This window comes from Roseateles sp. GW821-FHT09H11 (assembly GCF_059415845.1).
This window is the reverse complement of the sequence record NZ_JBWKOA010000001.1, coordinates 807381-828896: the sequence shown is the minus strand read 5'-3', so window position 1 is coordinate 828896 and position 21516 is coordinate 807381. Positions and strand designations below refer to the sequence as shown.

Sequence of the window (21516 nt, the reverse complement as noted above, 5' to 3'; positions counted from 1 at the left end):
CGGCACCGGAAGGCGCCGGCGGGGCTCACGCCGCCGTCGCCAGCTTCCCCCGCGCCATCGAGCCCCCGATCACGAACTGCTCCAGCCGTTCCCGGCTGGGGATCGAGATCTGGCGACGGCCGCGTTCGCCGAACAGGATCAGGCCCTCGCGGTTGAGCTTGGACAGGCAGCGGCTGACCGTCTCGAGCGTCATGCCCAGGTAGTTGCCCAGGTCGGCGCGCGTCATGCGCAGCGTGAGTTCATCGGCGCGCAGGCCGCGCTGATGCATGCTGCGCGCCCAGGCGCAGAGGAACTCCGCCACCCGTGCCAGCGAGGCCAGCGTGCACACCGACATCAGCGACTGGCGTTCATGGGTGATCTCGGCGCTCATGCCTTCGTGGACCACGGCCATCATCTCCGGGTAACGCGCGCAGGCCTGCAGCAGCAGGTCATACGGAATGATCGAGATGTTGCCGGTGTCCATCGCGACCGCGTCGCAGGGATGGCGTCCGTGCGCGATGCCGCTGAAGCCCAGCCAGTCACCGCGGAACTTCAGGCTCACGATCTGCTCGCGGCCGTCCAGGCTGCGGCTCACCAGCTTGAACGCGCCGGCATTGATCAGGTACACGGTGTTGAAGGGCTGCGAGGCGCGGAAGACCATGTCGCCGGCGCGCACCACCTTGGCGGCCGGCTGGAGGATGTCGCGGATGGTGCGCATCACCTCGAGCATGCGCTGTTGCGGATCACGGGAGACGACGCGCGGTTCCGACACGGTCACCTGCAGCGGCGGCCGCGCTTGCGGGCGCAGATCGGGCGCGATCAGGCCGGGGGTGGTGCACGCGACGATCGCGGCGGTGGCGGACAGGGGCGCGGCGCCTTCGCGAGGCACCGGTTTGGCCGAAGGCGCCACACGCGGCCGGCCAGCCGGGGCATCGCGCAGGCGATCGCGGGGGAGGTCGCTCGGAGGGGAGGCGAGGGCGATGGCGCTGTGCATGATGGTCTCGGGGTTGAAGGGATTGCTGGAGATGCTAGAAACGGCTCGCAACGGCGGCACCAATCCTTGACATCGGTCAGCAACAGTCAGTGAACCCTCGGTGACGGTTCAGTAACAGCCCGTCGAGTCCGGGCAGCCGTGCTGCGCGCCCGGCGTCGACGAGGCGTTCGCGTTGACATCGATCAACGCCTCCCTCCGCGAGCTGACTACGCTGTGCAGCTCGCCTCCCGGCGTGGTCCCCGCGCCCGCCGCCCCCGTCATGCCGCCGACTTCCTCCCTCCACGCCACGCGTTCGACCATGCCGCTGTCCGCTTCGTCTCCGCGCACGACGCCTGCGCCCTTGCAGGGCCTGCGGATGGGCATGGTGTGTGGGGACGAGGGCGCACCGGGGGCGATGCTGTTCCAGCAGGCGGCGCGAGAACTGGGCGCGCAGGTGACTGTGCTCGACCCCACGCGGGTGATCGAGGACGGCGCGGCACTGGAAGATGTCGCACGGCTGCTCGGGCGTCTCTACGGCGCGATCGCGTGCGACGGCCTGCCGCCCGCTGTCCTGCGGCGCTTGGCGACGGCGGCCGTGGTGCCCGTGGTGGACGTGCAGGCCGTGCTCGCGCCCGTCGACGGGCGCGGCACTGAGGCAGAGAAGGAGCGCCGCCGCATCACGCACGCGGTACAAGCGGCGGAGGCGGTTCAAACAGTGCAGGCGGCGCTGCTCGCCGCGCTGCGCTAATCACTTCAGATCACTTCTTCTTGTCAGCGGCCTGGAGGGTCGCCTTGAGGGCCTGCGCCTCCTGCAACGGGTGCTGCAAGGTCGGCAGCATCCCTCGACGACCCATCGGCAGGCCGTCAAGCCTTCGGCAGGCTCTTGTACTGCTGGCCGACCGGCGTCAGCACGCCGGTGGCGCCGAACAGGCTGGTGAAGTGCACGTCGTTGTCCCAGCGGCCGGTGAACCACGCATAGCGGGCCACGTCGCTGCGGTTCTCGCAGACGCTGACCATGTCGGCCATCTGCGCCTTCTGCTTGTCGGAGGTGTCGATGTGCGGGCCGGCGCCGTTGTGCCAGTTGGCCATCTCGGTGACCCAGAACGGCTTGCCGTATTTGGTCAACCGGTCCAGCTGGTCCTTGAGCCCGTAGTCGTACCAGTGGAAGGCCAGCGCGTCGATCTGCGGATCGCGGCCCCCGTTGGCGGCGCGGTAGGCGGCGATGAACGCATCCATCCACACGACCGGATCGCCGTAGTTCGGCATCGTGCCCCAGGTGATCGCCGGGCCGACGATCTTCACGCCGGTCTGGCGCGCGACGTCCTCATAACGCGGCCACTGCGCGGCGGCATCGGCCGGCGAGAGATTGGCCTGGTCGGTGAGGTTGGGTTCGTTCAGCACCAGCAGGTACTTCACCGTCGGACGCGCCTTCAACGCCGTCACGACCTGCGCCGTGTTGAAGTTGAAGTTCCACAGCATCGGCACGTGCTCCAGCGCGCCGGCGATGGACGGCTGCGATTGCACGGTCGTGTTGGGTTGGAGCGCCCAGTTGTACCACCAGCCGATGGTCCCGCCGGACAGCGCGTTGAAGTCGGCCGCGTCCTTGAGGTCGTAGGCGACGCCCCGCTTCACTGACGTGATGGGCGGCGGAGGAGGGGGTGGCGGCGGCGATGCAGGCGGCGGTGGCGATGCCGGAGGCGACCCGGCCGGCGGCGGTGCTGCCGGGGGCGGGGGCGATGCAGGAGGCGGCGGAGCCGCCGGCGGTGGCGGGGACGCGGGCGGCGATCCCGCCGGAGGCGCCGCGGGCGTTGCCGGCGAGTCCCCGCCGCTGCCGCCGCCGCCGCAGGCGGACAGCAGCGCGCTCGCGCCGGCCAGGGTCAGCAGGCGACGGCGGTCGGCGTCGGGCGGCAACGGCGCGACGAGCGTCGGCGCGGCCGGAGCCGTCAGCGCATTCAAAGGGGATTCAGCCGGATGCTTCATGGGGGAGCTCTTGCAGCGATGGATAACCTTGTCCCCCACGCAGGGGACAGGTCTTGCGGGGCCGGAGTATGAGCGTCTCCCGATGTCCTTGTCCCGCGTCGAAACACATTGTTAATGTTGCTGACGGCTGGCATTCATCCTGGTACCTCGGAAGAGGGTGTCGCGCGTTGCGCAGAGCTGTCCGGGCTTGACTTGAGACGGGCGGCAATCCCTAGCCTGAGCGCCCCCTCTCTCTCGCCAAAGTGACTTTCGACCACTGCGCTCGGTTACAGGCCTCAATAGAGTCCATGGCATGCAACCGTTTTGCTGCCTCCGACGCGATGGCTGACCTCGACCTCGATTCGCTGCTTGCCCCCTTGCAGGACGACGCCCCGTGCGGCGCCGACCTGGAGTACGACGCTGCCTTCCTCGCACTGGAAGCGGCGGGTGCGGGCAAACCCGAGCAGCAATTCGGCGACACCATCATCCCGGCCGAGGAACCCGACTGGCACGCCGTCCACGAACAGGCCCTGGCGCTGGCGAAGCGGACCCGCGACCTGCGCGTCGCCGTCTGGCTGGTGCGCGCCGGTGCCCGGCTGCAGGGACTGGGCGCCGCCATCGACGGCCTGGCCCTGATCCGCGGTCTGCTGGAACAACAGTGGGCGCATGTGCATCCGCAACTGGATGCCTCCGACCACGACGATCCCACGATGCGCCTGAACGCGCTGCAGCCCCTGACCAGCGTCATGGCCGGCATCGCCGACCTGCGCGCCGCCAGCCTGACCGGCCAGCGCGGGGGTCCCCGGGTCCGCGACGTGGAACTGGCGCTGGGCAACGCCGATCCGATGGGCGAGGAATCCGTGCCGTCGCCCGAAGGCCTGATGGCCGGGCTGTCGGCGCAGGCCGCGAACGATCCCGCCTTCGCCGCGCGACTGCATGACGCGCTGCCGACGGTGCAAGGCATCGTGGCGGCGATCGAAGCGCCGCTCGGCACCGGACAAGGTCCTGATTTCTCGCCGCTGCTGCGTCTGTTCAAGCCGCTCGCCGCGGCCGCCGGACAACTGCAGGGGCAGGGCGGCGGCGATGTCGCGGCCGCCTCGGACGACGCGGCCGGCGCGCCGGCCGCGGGCTTCGGCGGCGTGGCCGTCGGCGCGGTGTCCGCGCCGGGCACGATCGCCAGCCGCGACGACGCCGTCCGCGCGCTGCAACGCGTCTGCGACTGGATCGAGCGCCACGAGCCCAGCAATCCCGCGCCGCTGCTGATCCGCCGCGCGCAGCGGCTGATGAGCAAGAGCTTCCTGGAAATCATGCGCGACCTCAATCCCGAGGGCGTGCACGAGATCGAGAAGCTCGCCGGCACGACCAGCGAGTAAGCGCCGGACACCGCCACCGACACCGAATTCGACGCCGTTCTTCAACGTTCCGCCTTTCACCCGATCCCCGCTTCAAGGAGCACCCCATGGCCACCAGCAGCCAGAAGTTCATCGCCAGGAATCGCGCCCCGCGCGTGCAGATCGAGTACGACGTCGAGCTCTACGGCGCCGAGAAGAAGGTGCAGCTGCCCTTCGTGATGGGCGTGCTGTCGGACCTGTCGGGCAAGCCCACCGAGCCGCTGCCGCCGGTGTCGGACCGCAAGTTCCTGGACTTCGACGTCGACAACTTCGACGCCCGCATGAAGGCCATGAAGCCGCGCGTCTCGTTCGCCGTGCCCAACACGCTGACCGGCGAAGGCAACCTGATGGTCGACCTGACCTTCGAGTCGATGGACGACTTCTCCCCGGCCGCGGTCGCGCGCAAGGTCGACGGCCTCAAGCAACTGCTCGAGGCGCGTCAGCAACTCGCCAACCTGATCACCTACATGGACGGCAAGGCCGGCGCCGAGCAGCTGATCGCCAAGGTCGTGAAGGACGAGGCGCTGCTCAAGTCGCTGGCCTCGGCCCAGAAGCCCGACGACGGCGCCGCGCAGTGAGCGCGCCGCTGACGCTTTCCAGAACCGATTCAAGAACCGACCCACGGATCCCACGGAGCACGCACCATGGCCGATGACACCCTCGCGCAACACGCGCCTTCATTGCAGGGCATCGAGTACGAAGGCGGCGAGTTCGCCTCGCTGCTGAACAAGGAATTCAAGCCCAAGACCGACGAGGCCAAGTCCGCCGTCGAGCAGGCGGTGCTGACGCTGGCGCAGCAGGCGCTGTCGCAGACCACGCTGATCGGCAGCGACGTCATCGTCTCGATCGAGGCCATGATCGCCGAGATCGACAAGAAGCTGTCGGAGCAGGTCAACGCGATCCTGCACCACGCCGAGTTCCAGCAGCTGGAGTCGGCCTGGCGCGGCCTGCACTACCTCGTCAACAACACCGAGACCGACGAGCAGCTCAAGATCCGCGTGATGAGCATCTCGAAGAACGACCTCGGCAAGACGCTCAAGCGCTACAAGGGCACGGCCTGGGACCAGAGCCCGATCTTCAAGCGCGTGTACGAGGAGGAATTCGGTCAGTTCGGCGGCGAGCCCTTCGGCTCCATCGTCGGCGACTACTACTTCGACCACAGCCCGCCGGACGTCGAGCTGCTGGGCGAGATCGCCAAGGTCGCGGCCGCCGCGCACTCGCCCTTCATCGCCGCGGTCAATCCGTCGCTGATGCAGATGGGCTCGTGGCAGGAACTCGCGAACCCGCGCGACCTGACCAAGATCTTCAGCACGCCCGAGTACGCCGCCTGGAAGTCGCTGCGTGAGTCCGACGACGCGCGCTACATCGGCCTGGCCATGCCGCGTTTCCTGGCGCGCCTGCCCTACGGCTCGAAGACGAACCCGGTCGAGGAGTTCAACTTCGAGGAAGAGACCGGCGGCGGCGAACACGCCAAGTACACGTGGGCCAACTCGGCCTACGCGATGGCGACCAACATCAACCGCTCGTTCAAGACCTACGGCTGGTGCACCCGCATCCGCGGCGTGGAAGCGGGCGGCGCGGTCGAGGGTCTGCCGGCGCACACCTTCCCGACCGACGAGGGCGGCGTGGCCATGAAGTGCCCGACGGAGATCGCGATCAGCGACCGCCGCGAGGCCGAGCTGGCCAAGAACGGCTTCATGCCGCTGGTGCACCGCAAGAACTCGGACTTCGCCGCGTTCATCGGCGCCCAGTCGCTGCAGAAGCCCGCCGAGTACGACGACCCGGACGCCACCGCCAACGCCAACCTGGCCGCGCGGCTGCCGTATCTGTTCGCCTGCAACCGTTTCGCCCATTACCTGAAGTGCATCGTGCGCGACAAGGTGGGCTCCTTCAAGGAGCGCGGCGACATGGAGAAGTGGCTGAACAAGTGGATCATGAACTACGTCGACGGCGATCCGGCGAACTCGTCGGAAACGACGAAGTCGCAGAAGCCGCTGGCCTCCGCGGAAGTGGTGGTCGAGGAGATCCCGGGCAACCCCGGCTACTACTCGTCGAAGTTCTTCCTGCGTCCGCATTACCAGCTCGAAGGCCTGACCGTGTCGCTGCGTCTGGTCTCGACGCTGCCGTCGCAGAAGGGCAAATAACCACGGCGGCGACCGCCGCGCGGTCAACGCCAGCACAAGAATTTGAGAATCGCGCGCGATGACGCGCGACGTGTTGAAGGGAGCGCCTTGAAAGGCGCGGTCTGAACTTTCGAGGCACCCCGCCATCCGGACCTTCCAAGGTCCGAAATCCCTGGTCTCCGTCGCGGTCAGCGTCGAGGCGGAGACTGTTTTCACAGAGTTCATCTAGGAGAAACCGACCATGACGATCGACGCCAATCTGAAGTTCGCCGGAGTCGAAGGCGAATCCACCCACAAGGACCACAAGGGCGAGATCGACCTGCTGGCCTGGTCGTGGGACGTGCGTCAGGAAAGCACCGCCGCCGCCGGTACCGGTTCGGGCAAGGGCAAGGGCGTTCCTGGCCAGTTCGTGTTCGCGCACTACTACGACAAGGCGTCCCCGGTGCTGGCCAAGGCCTGCGCTTCGGGCAAGCACTTCGACCAGGCCGTCCTGACCTGCCGCAAGGCCGGCGAAGGCCAGCAGGACTTCCTGAAGGTCACCCTGAAGCAAGTCCTGGTGACCTCGGTCTCCCCGTCCGCTTCGGCCGGCGGCGAGATCAGCGAAAGCGTGTCGGTGTCCTACGCCGACATCGAGTTCGAGTACAAGGCTCAAGACGCCAAGGGCGGCCTGGGCGGCGCGGTCAAGTTCGGCTGGAACGTGGCCACGACCGAAACGCGTTGATGTGTTGACGGGTGCAGTGCCGGCTCGCGTCGGCGCGGCACCCTCGACGATCCCCGCGGCGCGGCAGGCTCCGGTCTGTCGCGCCGCGCTCGGACAACGAATGACGGTGAGCAAGGGCGGCGCGTGATGCCGTCCGGTGCCATCCGCTGGCGTCCGACGCCGTCATCCGTTGTCCATGCCGGAGCGAAAGATGAATCCGTTGACCAGCGGCGCGAGCAGCGCCGACATGTACCTGGACCTGTCGCTCAAGCGGGCGGGCAAGGTCAAGGGCGAGTCCACCTCGGCGGGCCACGCCAACGACATCGTCGTGCGCGGCTTCAGCTGGGGCGTGGGCGCCGCCGGCGATGCCGTGGCCGGACAGCAGACCGGCCGCCGCAGCTACCGCCAGCTGACGATCACCAAGGGCCTCGACAGCGCGAGCACCGCGCTGATGAGCGCCGTCGCGACCAACGACGAGGTCAAGAGCGCCAAGCTCTACCTGCGCAAGGCCGGCGGCTCGCAGGAGGACTATTTCTGCCTGACGCTGGAGAAGGCGCGCGTCGCGTCCTACGACATCGACTGCGACGAGACCGGCGCGCCGGTGGAGCGCATCTCGATGAGCTTCCAGAAGGTCAACATCGAGTACCGCACCCAGAACGCCAAGGGCGCGATGGGCGGCACGCACACCTTCGACGACGACCTCACCTGAGTGTCTTGAGGAGTATGGAATGAGCGCAGTGCAGGAACTGCTGGCGGCGGGCCGCCCGACCGAGGCGCTGGCCGCGGCGCAGGCGGAAGTCCGTCAGCGTCCGCAGGACGCGAAGCTGCGCACGATGCTGTTCCAGCTGCTGGCGGTGACGGGCCAATGGGCGCGTGCGGCCGCGCAGCTGGAGGTCTGCGGCGAACTCGACGCGGGCACGCTGGCGATGGTCAACACCTACCGCGAAGCGCTGAAGTGCGAGCTGGTGCGCGAGGCCGTCTTCGAGGGTCGCACCACGCCGATGGTGATGGGCGAGCCGGCCGAGTGGGTCGCCAACCTGGTCCATTCGCTGAAGCTCGAGCAGGACGGCGACGTCGCCGGCGCGCGGCAACTGCGTGCGCAGGCGCTGGACGCCGCGCCCGCGACGGCCGGCTCGATCGACGGCCAGGCCTTCGACTGGATCTGCGACGGCGATTCGCGCATCGGCCCGGTGCTGGAGGCGGTGATCAACGGCCGCTACTGCTGGGTCCCGTTCTCCGCGATCAAGGAGATCCACATCGAGCCGCCGACCGACTTGCGCGATCTCGTGTGGTCCGCGGCGCACCTCGAATTCCCCAACGGCGGCGGCTCCGTCGCGCTGATCCCGACGCGTTACCCGCGCAGCGTCGCCTTCGACGACGAGCGCGTCTGGCTGGCGCGACGCACCGAATGGCAGCCGCTGCCGGGCTCGCAGGACGACCAGTACGCCGGCGTCGGCCAGCGCGTGCTGATGACCGACCAGGGCGAGACCGGGCTGCTCGACGCGCGCCTCATCGAACTCCGCCAGCCATGACGGCGTCGCCGCGCGCGGCCAGCCGCGGCATGCCGGCGCTCCGGATTCCCTCGACTCGCTCGACTCGCTCGACCCGCTCATGAGCCAGATCCACCGCGACCGCCTGCAACCGGCCCTGCTGGACCGGCTGACCGACGACGATCCCTTCCACCGCGTGGAGGCGGAGGAACGCCGCGTCATGACCAAGTCGCAGCTGCGCCAGGCGGTGCTGCGCGACCTGGGCTGGCTGTTCAACGCGATCCAGCCGATGGGCAAGGAATGCGATCCCTACGGCCACGTGGGCGACAGCGTGCTGAACTTCGGACTGCCGGCGCTGTCAGGGCAACTGGCCTCGCGCATCGACGTGCACCTGCTGGAGAAGCAGATCCGCCAGGCCATCCTGCGCTTCGAGCCGCGCATCCTGCCCGACACGCTGGAGGTCCGCGCGATCGAGACGCAGAGCGTGATGGACACGCACAACGTGATCGAGTTCGACATCCGCGGCCACCTGTGGGCGCAGCCGATTCCGCTGGAGATCCTGCTGCGCACGCAGATGGACCTCGAGGCCGGTCAGGTCGAAGTGCGCGAGGGCTGAGGACATGGATCCGCGCCTGCTGCGCCTGTACAACGACGAGCTCGCCCACCTGCGCGAGGTCGGCGCCGAATTCGCACGCGACTTCCCGAAGATCGCCGCCCGCCTCGGGCTGGAAGATGCCGAGGTCGCCGATCCCTACGTCGAGCGGTTGCTGGAGGGTTTCGCCTTCCTGTCCGCGCGCGTCCAGCTCAAGCTCGACGCCGAGCACCCGCGGCTGATCTCGCATCTGCTGGAATCGATCTACCCGAACTTCCTGGCGCCGATCCCGTCGATGATGATCGCGCGCCTGAGCGTCGATCCGACCGACCCCAACCTCTCCAAGGGCCATCCGGTACCGCGCGGCAGCGTGCTGCAGTCCGGCATCCCGCGCGGGCAGGATACGCGCTGCGAATTCCGCACCGCCCACGACGTCACCTTGTGGCCGCTGACGCTGGATGACGTCCAGTACTTCACCCACGCGCCAGACCTGCCGGTGTCGCGTCTGCCGGATGCGGCGGGCAGCCGCGGCGGCGTGCGGCTCAGGCTCAAGACCGGTGGCGGCATCCCCGTGCGGCAGCTCGGACTCGACCGGCTCGCGCTGTATCTGAGCGCGCCGGACGAGGTCGCCTATCGCCTGCATGAACTGGCGCTGGGCGCGCCGCTGGGGACTTTCGTCACCGGCGACGGCATCGACGCGTCGACCGTGCCCCTGCAATGGCGGCCTGCGACGAGCATCCGTCCGCTGGGTTTCGCGCCCGACGAGGCGCTGCTGCCCGAGACCCACCGCAACTTCTCCGGCAGCCGGCTGATGCAGGAGCTCGCCGCGATGCCGCGGCGCTTCCTGTTCCTCGAGATCGATCAACTGGCCGACCGCCTCGCGCGCATCGACGGCACGTCCTTCGAGATCGTGCTGTTCTTCTCCCGCGGCGACGGCGCGCTGGAGGCGATGGTCGATGTCGACAGCGTCTCGCTGCACTGCACGCCGGCGATCAACCTGTTCCCGAAACGGCTGGACCGGATCCAGCTCGGCACGGGCAGTTGGGAATATCACGTCGTGCCGGACCGCACCCGGCCGATGGACTACGAGATCCACAGCCTGCAGTCGGTCATCGGCTACGGCGCCGGGGCGCTCGGCCAGCAGGGCTTCGAGCCGCTCTACGCGACGTATCACGAGGCGCCGCCCGATGCCCCCGGCTTCTACACCGCGCGGCGCGAGCCGCGGCTGATGTCCACGCGCCAGAAGGAGCAGGGGCCGCGCACCGGCTACATCGGCGACGAGGTCTTCATCTCCCTGGTCGATCCGCGCCATGCGCCGTATCGCGAGGACATCCGCCAGCTGTCGGTCTCGGCGCTGGTCACCAACCGCGACCTGCCGATGCTGCTGCCGCACAACGGCGCCGGCGTGTGGCGGCTCGATGCCGCCGGGCCCGTGCTCAAGGTCGATGCGGTGCATGGTCCGACGCGGCCGGTCAACCGCCAGCCGGCGGGCGAAGCGGGCTGGAGCCTGGTCGGCCTGCTGACGCAGCAGCAGCTGCCCTGGGCCGACGAGCCGCCCGCGCAGGCGGCCGCGACCCTGCGACGACTGCTGGCGTTGTACGGCCCACCGGGCGATCCCGGCTGGCTGCGTCAGGTCGAGGGCGTGCGTGCGGTCGAATCCAAACCCGTCGTGCGGCGCCTGCCGTTCAGCGGGCCGCTGAGCTACGGCACCGGCGCGGAGATCGCCCTGGAGCTCGACGAACACGCCTTCCAGGGCCACAGCACCTTCCTCTTCGCCAGCGTGCTGGAGCGCTACTTCACGCGCCACGCGGCGATCAACAGCTTCACGCAACTGAGCCTGCGCACGACGCAGCGCGGCCTCGTGAAGCGCTGGGCCCCGCGCATCGGCGGCGACGCCGAAGGTCGCGGCGACCGCGCGCGCGACGAGGAGCGCGGATGAACCTGCACGGCCCCGGCTCGACCCCTGGTGACGACGCCAACGAGGACGCCTCCGGCACGTCCGGTGGTGGTGCCGTCGCGCAGGCGTCCGATGCCGGTGCCGAGGCAGGCGCCGCGCCGACGCCCGAGTCGCTGCTCGCGCGCCGACCCGAGAAGCGCAACGAGCGCGAAGCCGCGCTGCGCGCACTCTTCGAGGACGTCGAGGCGACGCCCTGGGCGCATGATTTCTTCGCGCTGCTGCGGCGCATCGAGGGCCTGACGCCGGACGTGCCGCGGCTGGGACGCGGTCTGCGCCCCTCGCAGGAGGCGATCCGCCTGGGCCAGGAGCCCGAGCTGGACTTTGCGCCGGCGGCGCTGCAGAGCCTGACGCGCGGCCAGAACCCGGCGCCGCGCCTCGGCGTGCGCTTCTTCGGCCTGCTCGGCCCGCAAGGGCCGATGCCGCTGCACCTGACCGAGTACACCCGTGAACGGCTGCACCAGCGCGGCGATCCGACGCTGAGCCGCTTCCTCGACGTCTTCCATCACCGGCTGCTGCTGCACTTCTACCGCGCCTGGGCGCAGTCGCAACCGGCCGTGCAGCACGACCGGCCCGCGACCGACCGCTACGCGGCCTGGCTGGGCGCGGCGACCGGACTGGACGGCGCGCAGCGGCCCGGCGACTCGCTGCCGCAGACCGCGCGCCTGTTCCAGGCGGGCCTGCACGGCGGGCGCGCGCAGCATCCGGAAGGCCTTGCCAAGATCCTGTCGTCCCACTTCAAGGTGCCGGTGCGCATCGAGCAGCATGTGCCGCACTGGCTGCCCGTCGAGGACGGCGAGCGCACGCGGCTGGGCTTCGCGCGCCAGCGGCCCGAGCGCATCGGCAGGGAACTGCCGCGTCTGGGTCGAAACACATCGGCGGGCAACAAGGCCTGGGACCGGCAATACCGTTTCCGCGTCGTCCTGGGGCCGCTGACGCTGCGCCAGTACGAGGGCTTCCTGCCCGACGGCGACGCGTGGCGGCCGCTGAACGACTGGATCCGGCAGTACGTCGGCCACAACCTGCAATGGGAGCTGCAGCCCGTGCTGCGCCGCGACGAGGTGCCCGCCGCGGCGCTCAGCGGCAACGCGCGCCTGGGCTTCACCTCCTGGACGGGCCGCTCGGGCGGCCGTCCGCATCGTCACGACCGGGGCGACCTGCACCTGCATCCGCAACAGCGGGTGAAGGGACGGGCCACGCCGCCGGCATCACAGGGAGCATCGTCATGACTGAAATCGCCCGCACCAGCCTCTTCGGCAAGCTCAATCCGCTGGCCTACAAGGCGATCGAAGGCGCCACCGTGTTCTGCAAGCTGCGGGGCAATCCGTACGTCGAGCTGCAGCACTGGCTCTACCAGATCCTCAACACGCCCGATTCCGACCTGCATCGCATCGTCAAGCATTACGGGCTGGACGCGGCGCAGCTGTCGTCGGACCTGATGGCCTCGCTGGACCGGCTGCCGCGCGGCGCGACCTCGGTGACCGACCTGTCGAGCTGGGTCGAGAACGCGGTCGAGCGCGGTTGGGTCTACGGCTCGCTGATGTTCGGCGACCAGCAGGTGCGCACCGGCCACCTGGTGCTGGGGCTGCTGAAGACGGCGTCGATGCGCAACGTGCTGCTGTCGGTGTCCAAGCAATTCGAGAAGATCAACGTCGACGACCTGGGCGAGAAGTTCAACCAGATCCTCGAAGGCTCGCCCGAACGCGCGATGCGCGCGGCCGAGCCGGGCGCTGCCCCCGGTGACGCGAGCGGCGCGATCGCGCCCGCGGCGATGGGCAAGCAGGAAGCGCTCAAGCGCTACGCCGTCGACCTGACCGAGCGCGCGCGCAATGGCGAGATCGATCCGATCGCCGGCCGCGACGAGGAGATCCGCCAGATCGTCGACATCCTGATGCGTCGCCGCCAGAACAACCCGATCCTCACGGGCGAGGCGGGCGTCGGCAAGACGGCGGTGGTGGAAGGCTTCGCGCTGCGCCTGGCGCAGGGCGACGTGCCGCCGCAGCTCAAGGACGTGTCGCTGTACATGCTCGACATCGGCCTGCTGCAGGCCGGCGCGAGCATGAAGGGCGAATTCGAGAACCGCTTGCGCCAGGTCATTGACGAGGTGCAGGCCTCGCCCAAGCCGATCATCCTGTTCATCGACGAGGCGCACACGCTGATCGGCGCGGGCGGCGCGGCCGGGACCGGCGACGCGGCCAATCTGCTGAAGCCCGCGCTTGCGCGCGGCAAGCTGCGCACGATCGCGGCGACGACCTGGGCCGAGTACAAGAAGCACATCGAGAAGGATCCCGCGCTGACGCGGCGCTTCCAGGTCGTGCAGGTGCCCGAGCCCGATGAACACAAGGCCGTGCTGATGCTGCGCGGCGTGGCATCGATCCTGGAGAAGCACCACCGTGTGGCGCTGCTCGACGAGGGCATCGAGGCGGCGGTGCGCCTGAGCCATCGCTACATCCCGGCGCGACAGCTGCCGGACAAGGCGGTGAGCCTGCTCGACACGGCCTGCGCGCGCGTGGCGGTGAGCCAGCACGCGACGCCGGCGGAACTCGAGGACTGCCTGCGCCGCATCCAGGCGCTGGAGATCGAGCGCGAGATCATCGGCCGCGAGGGTGCGATCGGCATGGACGTCGCGGAGCGCAAGCAGCGCGTGGCGACGCAGCTCGACGAGGCGCAGACGCGCAAGGCGGAGCTGGAAGCGCGTCACCTGAAGGAAAAGGGCATGGTCGACCGCGTGCTCGAACTGCACGCGCTGCTGCGCAAGGAAGGCGAGGGCGCTCCGGAGGAGCAGGAGCGCGAGACGCTGCTCACCGAACTGCACGGTCTGCGTTCCGAGCTGACCACGCTGCAGGGCGATGCGCCGCTGATCCTGCCGACCGTCGATGAACAGGCCGTGGCCGCGGTGGTGCAGGACTGGACCGGCATCCCGGTGGGCCGCATGGTGCGCAACGAGGTGCAGGCGGTGCTGCAACTGGCGGACACGCTGAACCAGCGCGTCGTCGGTCAGCGCCATGCGCTGGAGATGATCGCCAAGCGCATCGAGGTCTCGCGCGCCGGGCTGGACAACCCGAGCAAGCCGATCGGCGTGTTCCTGCTGGCGGGCACCTCGGGCGTGGGCAAGACGGAGACGGCGCTCGCGCTGGCCGAGGCGCTCTACGGCGGCGAGCAGAACGTCATCACCATCAACATGAGCGAGTTCCAGGAGGCCCACACGGTCTCCACGCTCAAGGGCTCGCCCCCGGGCTACGTCGGTTACGGCGAAGGCGGCGTGCTGACCGAGGCGGTGCGTCGCCGCCCCTACAGCATCGTGCTGCTGGACGAGGTCGAGAAGGCTCACCCGGACGTGCACGAGCTCTTCTTCCAGGTCTTCGACAAGGGCCGCATGGAAGACGGCGAGGGTCGCCACATCGACTTCAAGAACACGATCATCCTGCTGACCAGCAACGCGGGCAGCGACCTGATCATGAAGCTGTGCGCGGACCCGGAGCTGATGCCGGAACCGGACGGCATCGCCAAGGCGCTGCGCGAGCCGCTGCTGAAGGTGTTCCCGGCGGCGCTGCTGGGCCGCCTGGTGACGATCCCGTACTACCCGCTGAGCGAGGAGATGCTGGGCCAGATCGTGCGCCTGCAACTGGGCCGCATCCAGAAGCGCGTGGGCGAGAACCTCGGCGTGCCGCTGACCTTCGGCGACGACGTGGTCAAGCTGATCATCAGCCGCTGCAACGAGGTGGAGAGCGGTGGCCGCGTGGTCGACGCGATCCTCACGAACACCGTGCTGCCGCGCATCAGCCGCGAGTACCTCACCCGCGTCACCAACGGCCAGGCGATCACGAAGGTCGAGCTGGCGGTGAAGGACGGGGACTTCGCGTACGCGTTCGACTGAGTACGACGGGGAGGTCCTTGCCCGGTGACGCTGGCGAAGTAGCGACCAGCTGCCGGGCAGTGGAGTTGAACTTTTCAAGCGGCATGCCCACGATTCGTGAACTATGTCCCATGAACAAGTGTCGAACTCCTTTACAGCTTGTCACTGAAGCAAGGGGCATGGTCAGCGTAAGTCATTGACGTGACTGGGAAATTGAAGCCTGGCACGGACGCTGCGTTGGGATGGTTGGTCCAACCTCATTCCAACGACGACACCATGACCCTCCGCTCCCTCTTCACGACCGCCCGCCTGTCCCTGGGCGCCGTTGCACTGGCCTGCGCCGCGCTGCCGATGACCGCTTCGGCGGACGTGGTGTTCCAGTCGTTCCCCAGCCTGACCGGCAACACGCCCGCGTCGCCGTGGTGCTCGGGCTGCGGCGGCACCTACCGCGTCTTCGACCAGTTCACGCTGGGTTCGGCCAGCGACATCACCGGCTTCAGCGTCAACATCTACAACTCGGCGCCGTACTGGAACAACGGCATGACGTTCTCGGTGTGGAGCATCGGCGGCGACGGCCTGCCGGGCGCGCAGCTGTTCAGCCAGACGCTCGTCGCCGGCGACTTCACGACGACGGACCTCGGCGGCCTCCAGGGCACGGCCACCACCGACGATCTGCTCAACCTGACTCTGGCGGCCGGCACCTACTACGCCAGTTTCTACAACACCGACCTGGGCGTGTGGGGCTACAGCCATGTGGGCGGTCAGCTGTACCAGCAGGGCGCGGGCCTGCGCAGCGGCGAGAGCGTTGCGTTCGCGCTGGAAGGCAACGCCGTGCCGGAACCCGCGTCGCTGGCGCTGGCTGGCCTCGCGCTGGCGGCGGTCGGTGTCGTGCGTCGCCGCAAGTCGGCCTGATCGCTGAAGTCATCGTCGGACGAATCCGTCCGACCACCCCGCCATCCGGCGGCGGTTCGAACGCCCGCACTCGCGGGCGTTTTCACGTCCGGCGCGGATTGACGCAGCACGGTGCCGTAGGACGTGGGAAGGCTGGGAGCCGAAGCGGCGACAGGAACTCAGCGCGCGTCGCGCATCGACAGCGTGCCATCTTCGCTGGCGGGATCTCCATCGATCACCCGACGGTCGATCTGTCCGTCGCAGCTCTTGGCGCTGCACTGTTGGTTCACCAGCCGCAGCGGCTTCGACGCCGTCGGCTCACCGCGCTCGATGACCGGCAGCACGACCTGACCCTGGGTCGCGGTGGCCTGCAACGAATCGCACCCGGCCCAGTAGCCGACGAAGCGATGCGCCGTTCCCGCGGGCTTGCCGCCGTTGAACGGCACCAGCACCACGCTGGTCCAGCGCTGGTACACGCCGCTCTTGCCGATGCCGGTATGCGCGAACTCCATGCACGTGCCCCAGCGCTGGCCGCCGGACGTCACGCGGTAGGCGTCCGTCGACGTCCAGTCGATGTCCGGAAGCGGCTCACCGCCCATGGCCTTGTGCTCGACGAGGACGAGTTGCCTGCCGCCTGGCGCCTTGGCGAAGCCGCCCTTGTCGCGGTCGAGGCGCAGCTCGCCGACGTCGACGAAGCAGCCTTGCGGTCCGCACCAGCCTTCGGTCTTGATCGGTTCCAGCGCTGCGGGCGTCGCCGTGCCGCGCAGCAGGTCGCGCAGCTCGGTCGCATTCCTGGCCACGGCGTCGGCGTGCGCCGCGCAGGCGACGAAGAGCGAGCCGGCGAGGGCGGTCGCGGCAACCTGCAGCGATCGAGGCAGCGCACGGCGCAGGGAACAGCGCAGGGGGTGGCTCATCGAAGCGCGGAGCGGACGGGGCAGGCGGGGCATCAGTCGTACACCTTGTTGTTGGTGGCCTTCACGAAGTCGTCGTTGTACTTCCAGAAGATGGTCCCGCCGTACGCGGCGGTGGACTCGTACTTGTAATCCCATTTGCCGCGCAGCTTGGTCTTGGCGCCCGCCGCGCTGCGCCACCATTCTTCACCGGGGACGTCCTTGTCCTTGATGCCGTAGATGTTGTGCTTCGGGTCGGTGATGTGGATGCCGGCCTTGACCTTGGGGTGCTTGTCGTAGTTCGACTTGATGTCGGCGCCGTCCCAGAAGTAGCCGCCGTTGGCGTAGTCCGTGCCGGTGGCGCTCAGCGCGTTGCGCGCACCGCGCACGGCGTCGCTCATGCCGGTGTCGGCGGCGATCTCTTCGGCCGTGGCCTTCTTGAGCTTGTTGTGCCGCTGGTTGCCGTCATGCGCGGCGAACGCGAAGGTCTTGTCCGTCTTGATGAACGCGCTGATCGACGCGAAGCCGCGCGCCTTCTGCTGACGCACCAGCACGTTGGCGATGGCGGCCATCTCCTCGTAGACGTTGCCGGTCGATCCCTCGCCGTAGGCGACGGCGGCCAGCGCGCGGGTGTCGTCGTCGATGGCGGGCGCCTTCTCGGCGCGCGGCGCGGCGCCGACCGGCGACACCAGCGGGGACGCGGCGCGGATCATCGTGCCGTCGTCGATCTCGAATGTGTTGGCTCCGGCGCCTTGCGGACCGGGAATGCGTGCAGCAGGCATCGGCGCCTCTTCAGAATGCGGATGAACCGGAAGGTACCGGGCGGGTCGGGCGCGCCGAAGTGACTTTGGCCTCTGCACAGGCGGGAATTCGCAACGGGATGTTTCGAGCGAGGCAAGTCCTGCCCCGTTCATCCGTTGATCCGGCGCGTTTGCATCGGCGCTGGCAGCCGGCGGGCGATCACCTGGCCAGGTTCGAAGACGGCCTCCAAGCGCGTGCGTAGCTGATCGTCGTGTGTCTTGATCGCGCCGGTGGTGCCGAGGCCGACGGCGTACACGCTGATGCGGACCGAGTAACGGTCGCCCTGAGGCAGGGTCACTGCGGTGACCGACATCGGCTCGATGCGACCGCCGAAGCAGCTGTCCGCGCCGTCGACCTGCACGTTCCATTCTGCGCAGGGCCGAAGACCGTGTTCGAGGGCCCAGGCCGCCACGACCTCCCGGACCTGTGGGTCCTTGCCAGTGGGCAGGCTGAGCTCACTGGTCCCGAAGCTCTGGCAGGCGCTCAGCGCCAGGCTGGCGGCCAACGAGGCGAGTATCGACATCGCAACTCGGCGATGCGGGAGGGACTCGATCATGAATGCCTTCTCTGCTCGGCAAGGTGGATCAACGCCGTCTGCGGGGCAGGGCAGCGGGCGACGACATCTTGTCGCCACCGAACGTTGCACGCCAGGTGCCCTTGATGATCAGCACGAAGAGCGCCATCCCGGTGCCCAGCCAAAGCGCGAAGCAGAGCACGAACATCACCGGCGAGCGGGCGGCGACGAGGTCCGGCGCGCTCCAGAGCGGCGAGATCACGCCTCGCGCGAGCCCGCGGATCGCGATGAAGATCATCGAGCCGCCGAAGATGAAGGCCAGGAAGACGCCGAAGACGCGGCCGGACCGCTGACCCAGCACGGAGTTGTCGAAGCCGCTGTCTTCCCACTGCCGATCGCCGAAGACCTGGAGGTTGAAGATCGCCGCGGCCAGCGCCAGGATGCCGATGATCACCGCGATGATCGCGAAGGGGCCACCCAGCATGCCGAAGGTGCCTCGCCGCCCCTCCTGGAAGGTCCAGACGCAGCCCGCAAGGACGGCGAGGGCGATGACTCTGCGGAGGATGGGCATGGCGCGCTTCAGGCGATGGGCAAGTGGTTGTGGGCGATTGGCGAGCGACCGGAGTATCGGGCGTTTCTCGCCCCGAATGACCTTCGCCGCTGACCCCCGCGATCGGGGCGCCCTATCGTGCGCTTCCGAATGGACCTCAGGAAAACGCGGCAGCGAGCTCGACCCATGAATCTGGAAATCGATGTGATCGACGGCCGTGTCACCGTCGACGGTAAGGTCGTCTGGCAAGCTGGCGCGTTGGATGTGGCGCGTCTTGAAGGTCAGCCGGTCCGGTACTTGGACCTTTCAGCGAAGCTGGTGATCGACGCCCGCGATGGCCGGGGTCCTTCGGCATTCGTGCTTTTCGACGAGGAGGAGTTTCCGACGTCGATCCTGACCTCGCGGATGGTGAAGCGCTTCGCCAAGAAGACCGGCGTCGAGGCCGAGATGCTGGCGCAGTCCCGCGCGGCGGCCCGATTCCCTTGGGGCGAAGTCGAGTTCTACGTGGACCCGAGACTGGGCGATCTGTCGATCGAAGTCCGTGGTTGACGTGCGGCTGGCGCCGCGAGGAGGGCAGGACCTGACCCCGGTCGGGCGCCGTTCTGATAATTCTGCGGAATTCGCCAGGCGCCTGCGAACCCTCGGAGTGACTTTCGACCGTTGTGGTGATTGCGGGTGATCCCTAGCCTCCGGGGTGTCGACCTGACCCCTGGTGCCATGGCCTCACCTTTCCGCCTCAAGACCGCCTTGCCTGAAGAGACCCTGCGCGTGCACACCTGTGTGTCGCGGGAGGCTCTGAGCGACGCCGGAGACACCACGCTGACGCTGTTGAGCGAACGCAAGGACATCCAGGCCTCGGAGCTGCTGGGCAAGCCCGCGACGCTGACGATCGCGCTGCGCGACGATGCGCCGCGATTCCTCAGCGGCTACGTGACGCGTTTCGCGCAGCGCGGCTTCGAGGGCAAGCACTGCGTCTACGAGATGCAGCTCAAGCCGTGGCTGTGGCTGTTGTCGCGGACCTCGGACTGCCGCATCTTCCAGGAGCTGTCGGTCCCCGACATCGTCAAGCAGGTGTTCGAGGACCACCCGGTCGCGCGCTACGAGTTCAAGCTGCTTCGCCCGTACCGGACCTGGAACTACTGCGTCCAGTACCGCGAGACCGACTTCAACTTCGTGGCGCGGCTGCTGGAGCACGAAGGCATCTACTGGTACGTCGAGCACGACGAGAGCGGCCACAAGGTGGTGCTGTGCGACTCGGCCAGCGGGCATGACGCCAAGCCGGGTTGCGAGTCGCTGCCGTTCTACGGCTCGGGCGCGCAGGCCACGCCGGCGCTGGAGTACGTGCAGGCCTGGGGCAGCGCGGAGTGCGTGAAGCCGGGCAAGGTCGTGATCACGGATTACGACTTCCAGCGGCCGTCGACGTCGCTGGAGACCAACCAGAGCGTGGCGCGCAACTACGACCTGTCCGACGGCGAGATCTTCGACTACCCGGGCGGCTACATCCAGACGGGCGACGGGTCGCAGTATGTGGAAGACCGGCTCGACGAGCTGCAGACGCAGTTCCAGACCTACGACGGCACGACCAACGCGCAGGGTGTCCAGACGGGGCACCTGTTGTCGCTGACCCGCCATCCGCGCGAGAGCGAGAACGCGCAGTACCTGGTCACGGGCACGCAGATCAGCCTGAGCCAGGCGGCCAACGAGGCGGGTTCGGGCGAGACGGGGCTGCGCTGCAGCTTCAACTGCATCCCGGCGGCGCAGCAGTACCGGCCGCCGCGGCGCACCCCGAAGCCGCTGGTGGCGGGGCCGCAGACGGCCATCGTGAGCGGCCCGGCGGGCGAGGAGATCCACACCGACAAGTACGGCCGGGTGAAGGTGCAATTCCACTGGGACCGGCGCGGCAAGAGCGACGAGCGCAGCTCGTGCTGGGTGAGCGTGGCGCATCCGTGGGCGGGCTCGAACTTCGGCGGCATCCACATCCCGCGCATCGGGCAGGAAGTGATCATCGGGTTCATCGAAGGGGACCCGGACGCGCCCATCATCATGGGGCGGACCTACAACGGCGAGAACCTGCCGCCGTGGGACCTGCCGGCCAATGCGACGCAGAGCGGCTTCCTGACGCGCTCGACCAAGGGCGGGAGCTACGGCAACGCCAACGCGATCCGTTTCGAGGACAAGCACGGCGACGAGCAGCTGTGGATCCACGCGGAGAAGAACCAGGACATCGAGGTCGAGAACGACGAGACGCACTGGGTCGGACGGGATCGGACCAAGACGATCGATCGGCATGAGACGACGCTGGTCAAGGGCAACCGTACCGAGACGGTGAACCTGGACGAGACGATCACGATCCATCAGAACCGGACGGAGCGGGTCGACCTCGACGAGAAGATCTCGATCGGGATGAACCGCACGGAAGACGTCGGCATCAACGAGACGATCAGCATCGGGTCGAACCGGTCGGTGACGATCGGTGCGAACAAGACCGAGACCATCGCGATGGCGAAGGCCGAAACCATCGGCATGGCCAAGGCGTTGACGATCGGTCTGGGGTACCAGACGTCGGTCGGCGCGATGATGAACACGACGGTCGGTGCATTCCAGACGGAACAGGTCGGGCTGTACAAGAACACGATGGTCGGTAAGGACTACAGCATCAGCAGCGGCGCGGTGTACTCCGTCGACGCCAAGGACGAGATCCACCTGACGGTGGGCAAGGCCAGCCTGACGATGAAGTCCGACGGCACCATCATCCTCAACGGCCACACGCTCAGCGTCGGCACCACCGGCGAGCAGACCTTCAAGGCCGACGGCGAGGTGACGGTCAAGGGCAAGAAGATCCTGGAGAACTGA

20 protein-coding genes are annotated in these 21516 nt (G+C 68.4%); 14 read left to right on the top strand and 6 right to left on the bottom strand.

Annotated features, from left to right (window positions below):
• Positions 1 to 25: 25 nt before the first annotated feature.
• Complete coding sequence (locus AC07PR_RS03270; RefSeq protein ID WP_483106272.1) at positions 26 to 1024, bottom strand: Crp/Fnr family transcriptional regulator; 999 nt, start codon at positions 1022 to 1024, stop codon at positions 26 to 28.
• A gap of 247 nt (positions 1025 to 1271) precedes the next feature.
• Between AC07PR_RS03270 and AC07PR_RS03265 the strand changes: the two genes are divergently transcribed.
• Positions 1272 to 1700, top strand: a complete 429-nt coding sequence (locus AC07PR_RS03265; RefSeq protein ID WP_377155244.1) for a hypothetical protein — start codon at positions 1272 to 1274, stop codon at positions 1698 to 1700.
• A 116-nt stretch (positions 1701 to 1816) separates the two neighbouring features.
• On the opposite strand, the gene AC07PR_RS03260 is transcribed toward AC07PR_RS03265, so the two are convergent.
• Complete coding sequence (locus AC07PR_RS03260) at positions 1817 to 2932, bottom strand: glycoside hydrolase family protein (RefSeq protein ID WP_495134395.1); 1116 nt, start codon at positions 2930 to 2932, stop codon at positions 1817 to 1819.
• Positions 2933 to 3252: 320 nt separating this feature from the next.
• Here AC07PR_RS03260 and tssA point away from each other — a divergent pair, with 320 nt between their 5' ends.
• The 11 genes from tssA to AC07PR_RS03205 all read left to right on the top strand — a co-directional run bounded on the left by tssA (position 3253) and on the right by AC07PR_RS03205 (position 15929).
• Positions 3253 to 4284 carry a type VI secretion system protein TssA gene (tssA, locus tag AC07PR_RS03255; RefSeq protein WP_377155242.1) on the top strand — a complete coding sequence of 344 codons (1032 nt, stop codon included), beginning with the start codon at positions 3253 to 3255 and terminating at the stop codon, positions 4282 to 4284.
• An 86-nt stretch (positions 4285 to 4370) separates the two neighbouring features.
• The gene (gene tssB, locus AC07PR_RS03250) at positions 4371 to 4880 is read left to right on the top strand and encodes a type VI secretion system contractile sheath small subunit (protein WP_377155241.1); all 510 of its coding nucleotides are present in this window, start codon (positions 4371 to 4373) and stop codon (positions 4878 to 4880) included.
• 66 nt (positions 4881 to 4946) lie between these two features.
• A complete protein-coding gene (tssC, locus tag AC07PR_RS03245; RefSeq protein ID WP_377155240.1) occupies positions 4947 to 6446 on the top strand; it encodes a type VI secretion system contractile sheath large subunit in 1500 nt (499 codons plus the stop codon).
• Between the two features lie 220 nt (positions 6447 to 6666).
• A complete protein-coding gene (locus tag AC07PR_RS03240; protein WP_377155239.1) occupies positions 6667 to 7146 on the top strand; it encodes an Hcp family type VI secretion system effector in 480 nt (159 codons plus the stop codon).
• Between the two features lie 190 nt (positions 7147 to 7336).
• Complete coding sequence (locus AC07PR_RS03235; protein WP_377155238.1) at positions 7337 to 7834, top strand: Hcp family type VI secretion system effector; 498 nt, start codon at positions 7337 to 7339, stop codon at positions 7832 to 7834.
• 19 nt (positions 7835 to 7853) lie between these two features.
• On the top strand, positions 7854 to 8657 hold the full coding sequence (locus tag AC07PR_RS03230) for a type VI secretion system accessory protein TagJ (protein WP_495134394.1): 804 nt from the start codon (positions 7854 to 7856) through the stop codon (positions 8655 to 8657).
• A gap of 79 nt (positions 8658 to 8736) precedes the next feature.
• Positions 8737 to 9231: a type VI secretion system baseplate subunit TssE gene (tssE, locus tag AC07PR_RS03225; RefSeq protein WP_088404496.1), complete on the top strand. Its 495-nt coding sequence runs from the start codon at positions 8737 to 8739 to the stop codon at positions 9229 to 9231.
• A gap of 4 nt (positions 9232 to 9235) precedes the next feature.
• Complete coding sequence (gene tssF / locus AC07PR_RS03220; protein WP_495134393.1) at positions 9236 to 11146, top strand: type VI secretion system baseplate subunit TssF; 1911 nt, start codon at positions 9236 to 9238, stop codon at positions 11144 to 11146.
• Positions 11143 to 12390, top strand: coding sequence for a type VI secretion system baseplate subunit TssG (gene tssG, locus AC07PR_RS03215; protein WP_495134392.1), 1248 nt, complete (start codon positions 11143 to 11145; stop codon positions 12388 to 12390). The genes tssF and tssG overlap by 4 nt, the downstream gene beginning before the upstream one ends.
• Positions 12387 to 15038 carry a type VI secretion system ATPase TssH gene (tssH, locus tag AC07PR_RS03210; RefSeq protein WP_495134391.1) on the top strand — a complete coding sequence of 884 codons (2652 nt, stop codon included), beginning with the start codon at positions 12387 to 12389 and terminating at the stop codon, positions 15036 to 15038. The genes tssG and tssH overlap by 4 nt, the downstream gene beginning before the upstream one ends.
• A 255-nt stretch (positions 15039 to 15293) precedes the next feature.
• Complete coding sequence (locus AC07PR_RS03205; RefSeq protein WP_377155233.1) at positions 15294 to 15929, top strand: PEP-CTERM sorting domain-containing protein; 636 nt, start codon at positions 15294 to 15296, stop codon at positions 15927 to 15929.
• Between the two features lie 158 nt (positions 15930 to 16087).
• Here the strand turns inward: AC07PR_RS03205 and AC07PR_RS03200 are convergent, their stop codons facing one another.
• From AC07PR_RS03200 to AC07PR_RS03185, 4 genes are all read right to left on the bottom strand, one after another.
• Positions 16088 to 16822, bottom strand: a complete 735-nt coding sequence (locus AC07PR_RS03200; RefSeq protein WP_495134390.1) for a hypothetical protein — start codon at positions 16820 to 16822, stop codon at positions 16088 to 16090.
• A 32-nt stretch (positions 16823 to 16854) separates the two neighbouring features.
• Positions 16855 to 17511: a hypothetical protein gene (locus AC07PR_RS03195; RefSeq protein ID WP_377155231.1), complete on the bottom strand. Its 657-nt coding sequence runs from the start codon at positions 17509 to 17511 to the stop codon at positions 16855 to 16857.
• Positions 17512 to 17708: 197 nt separating this feature from the next.
• Entirely contained in the window at positions 17709 to 18155 is a 447-nt protein-coding gene (locus AC07PR_RS03190) for a hypothetical protein (RefSeq protein WP_495134389.1), read from the bottom strand.
• Positions 18156 to 18183: 28 nt separating this feature from the next.
• Positions 18184 to 18684 (bottom strand): hypothetical protein, encoded by a 501-nt coding sequence (locus tag AC07PR_RS03185; protein WP_495134388.1) that lies wholly within the window; start codon positions 18682 to 18684, stop codon positions 18184 to 18186.
• 165 nt (positions 18685 to 18849) lie between these two features.
• Between AC07PR_RS03185 and AC07PR_RS03180 the strand changes: the two genes are divergently transcribed.
• Positions 18850 to 19212 carry a hypothetical protein gene (locus AC07PR_RS03180; RefSeq protein WP_495134387.1) on the top strand — a complete coding sequence of 121 codons (363 nt, stop codon included), beginning with the start codon at positions 18850 to 18852 and terminating at the stop codon, positions 19210 to 19212.
• A gap of 168 nt (positions 19213 to 19380) precedes the next feature.
• Positions 19381 to 21516, top strand: coding sequence for a type VI secretion system Vgr family protein (locus AC07PR_RS03175; protein ID WP_495134386.1), 2136 nt, complete (start codon positions 19381 to 19383; stop codon positions 21514 to 21516).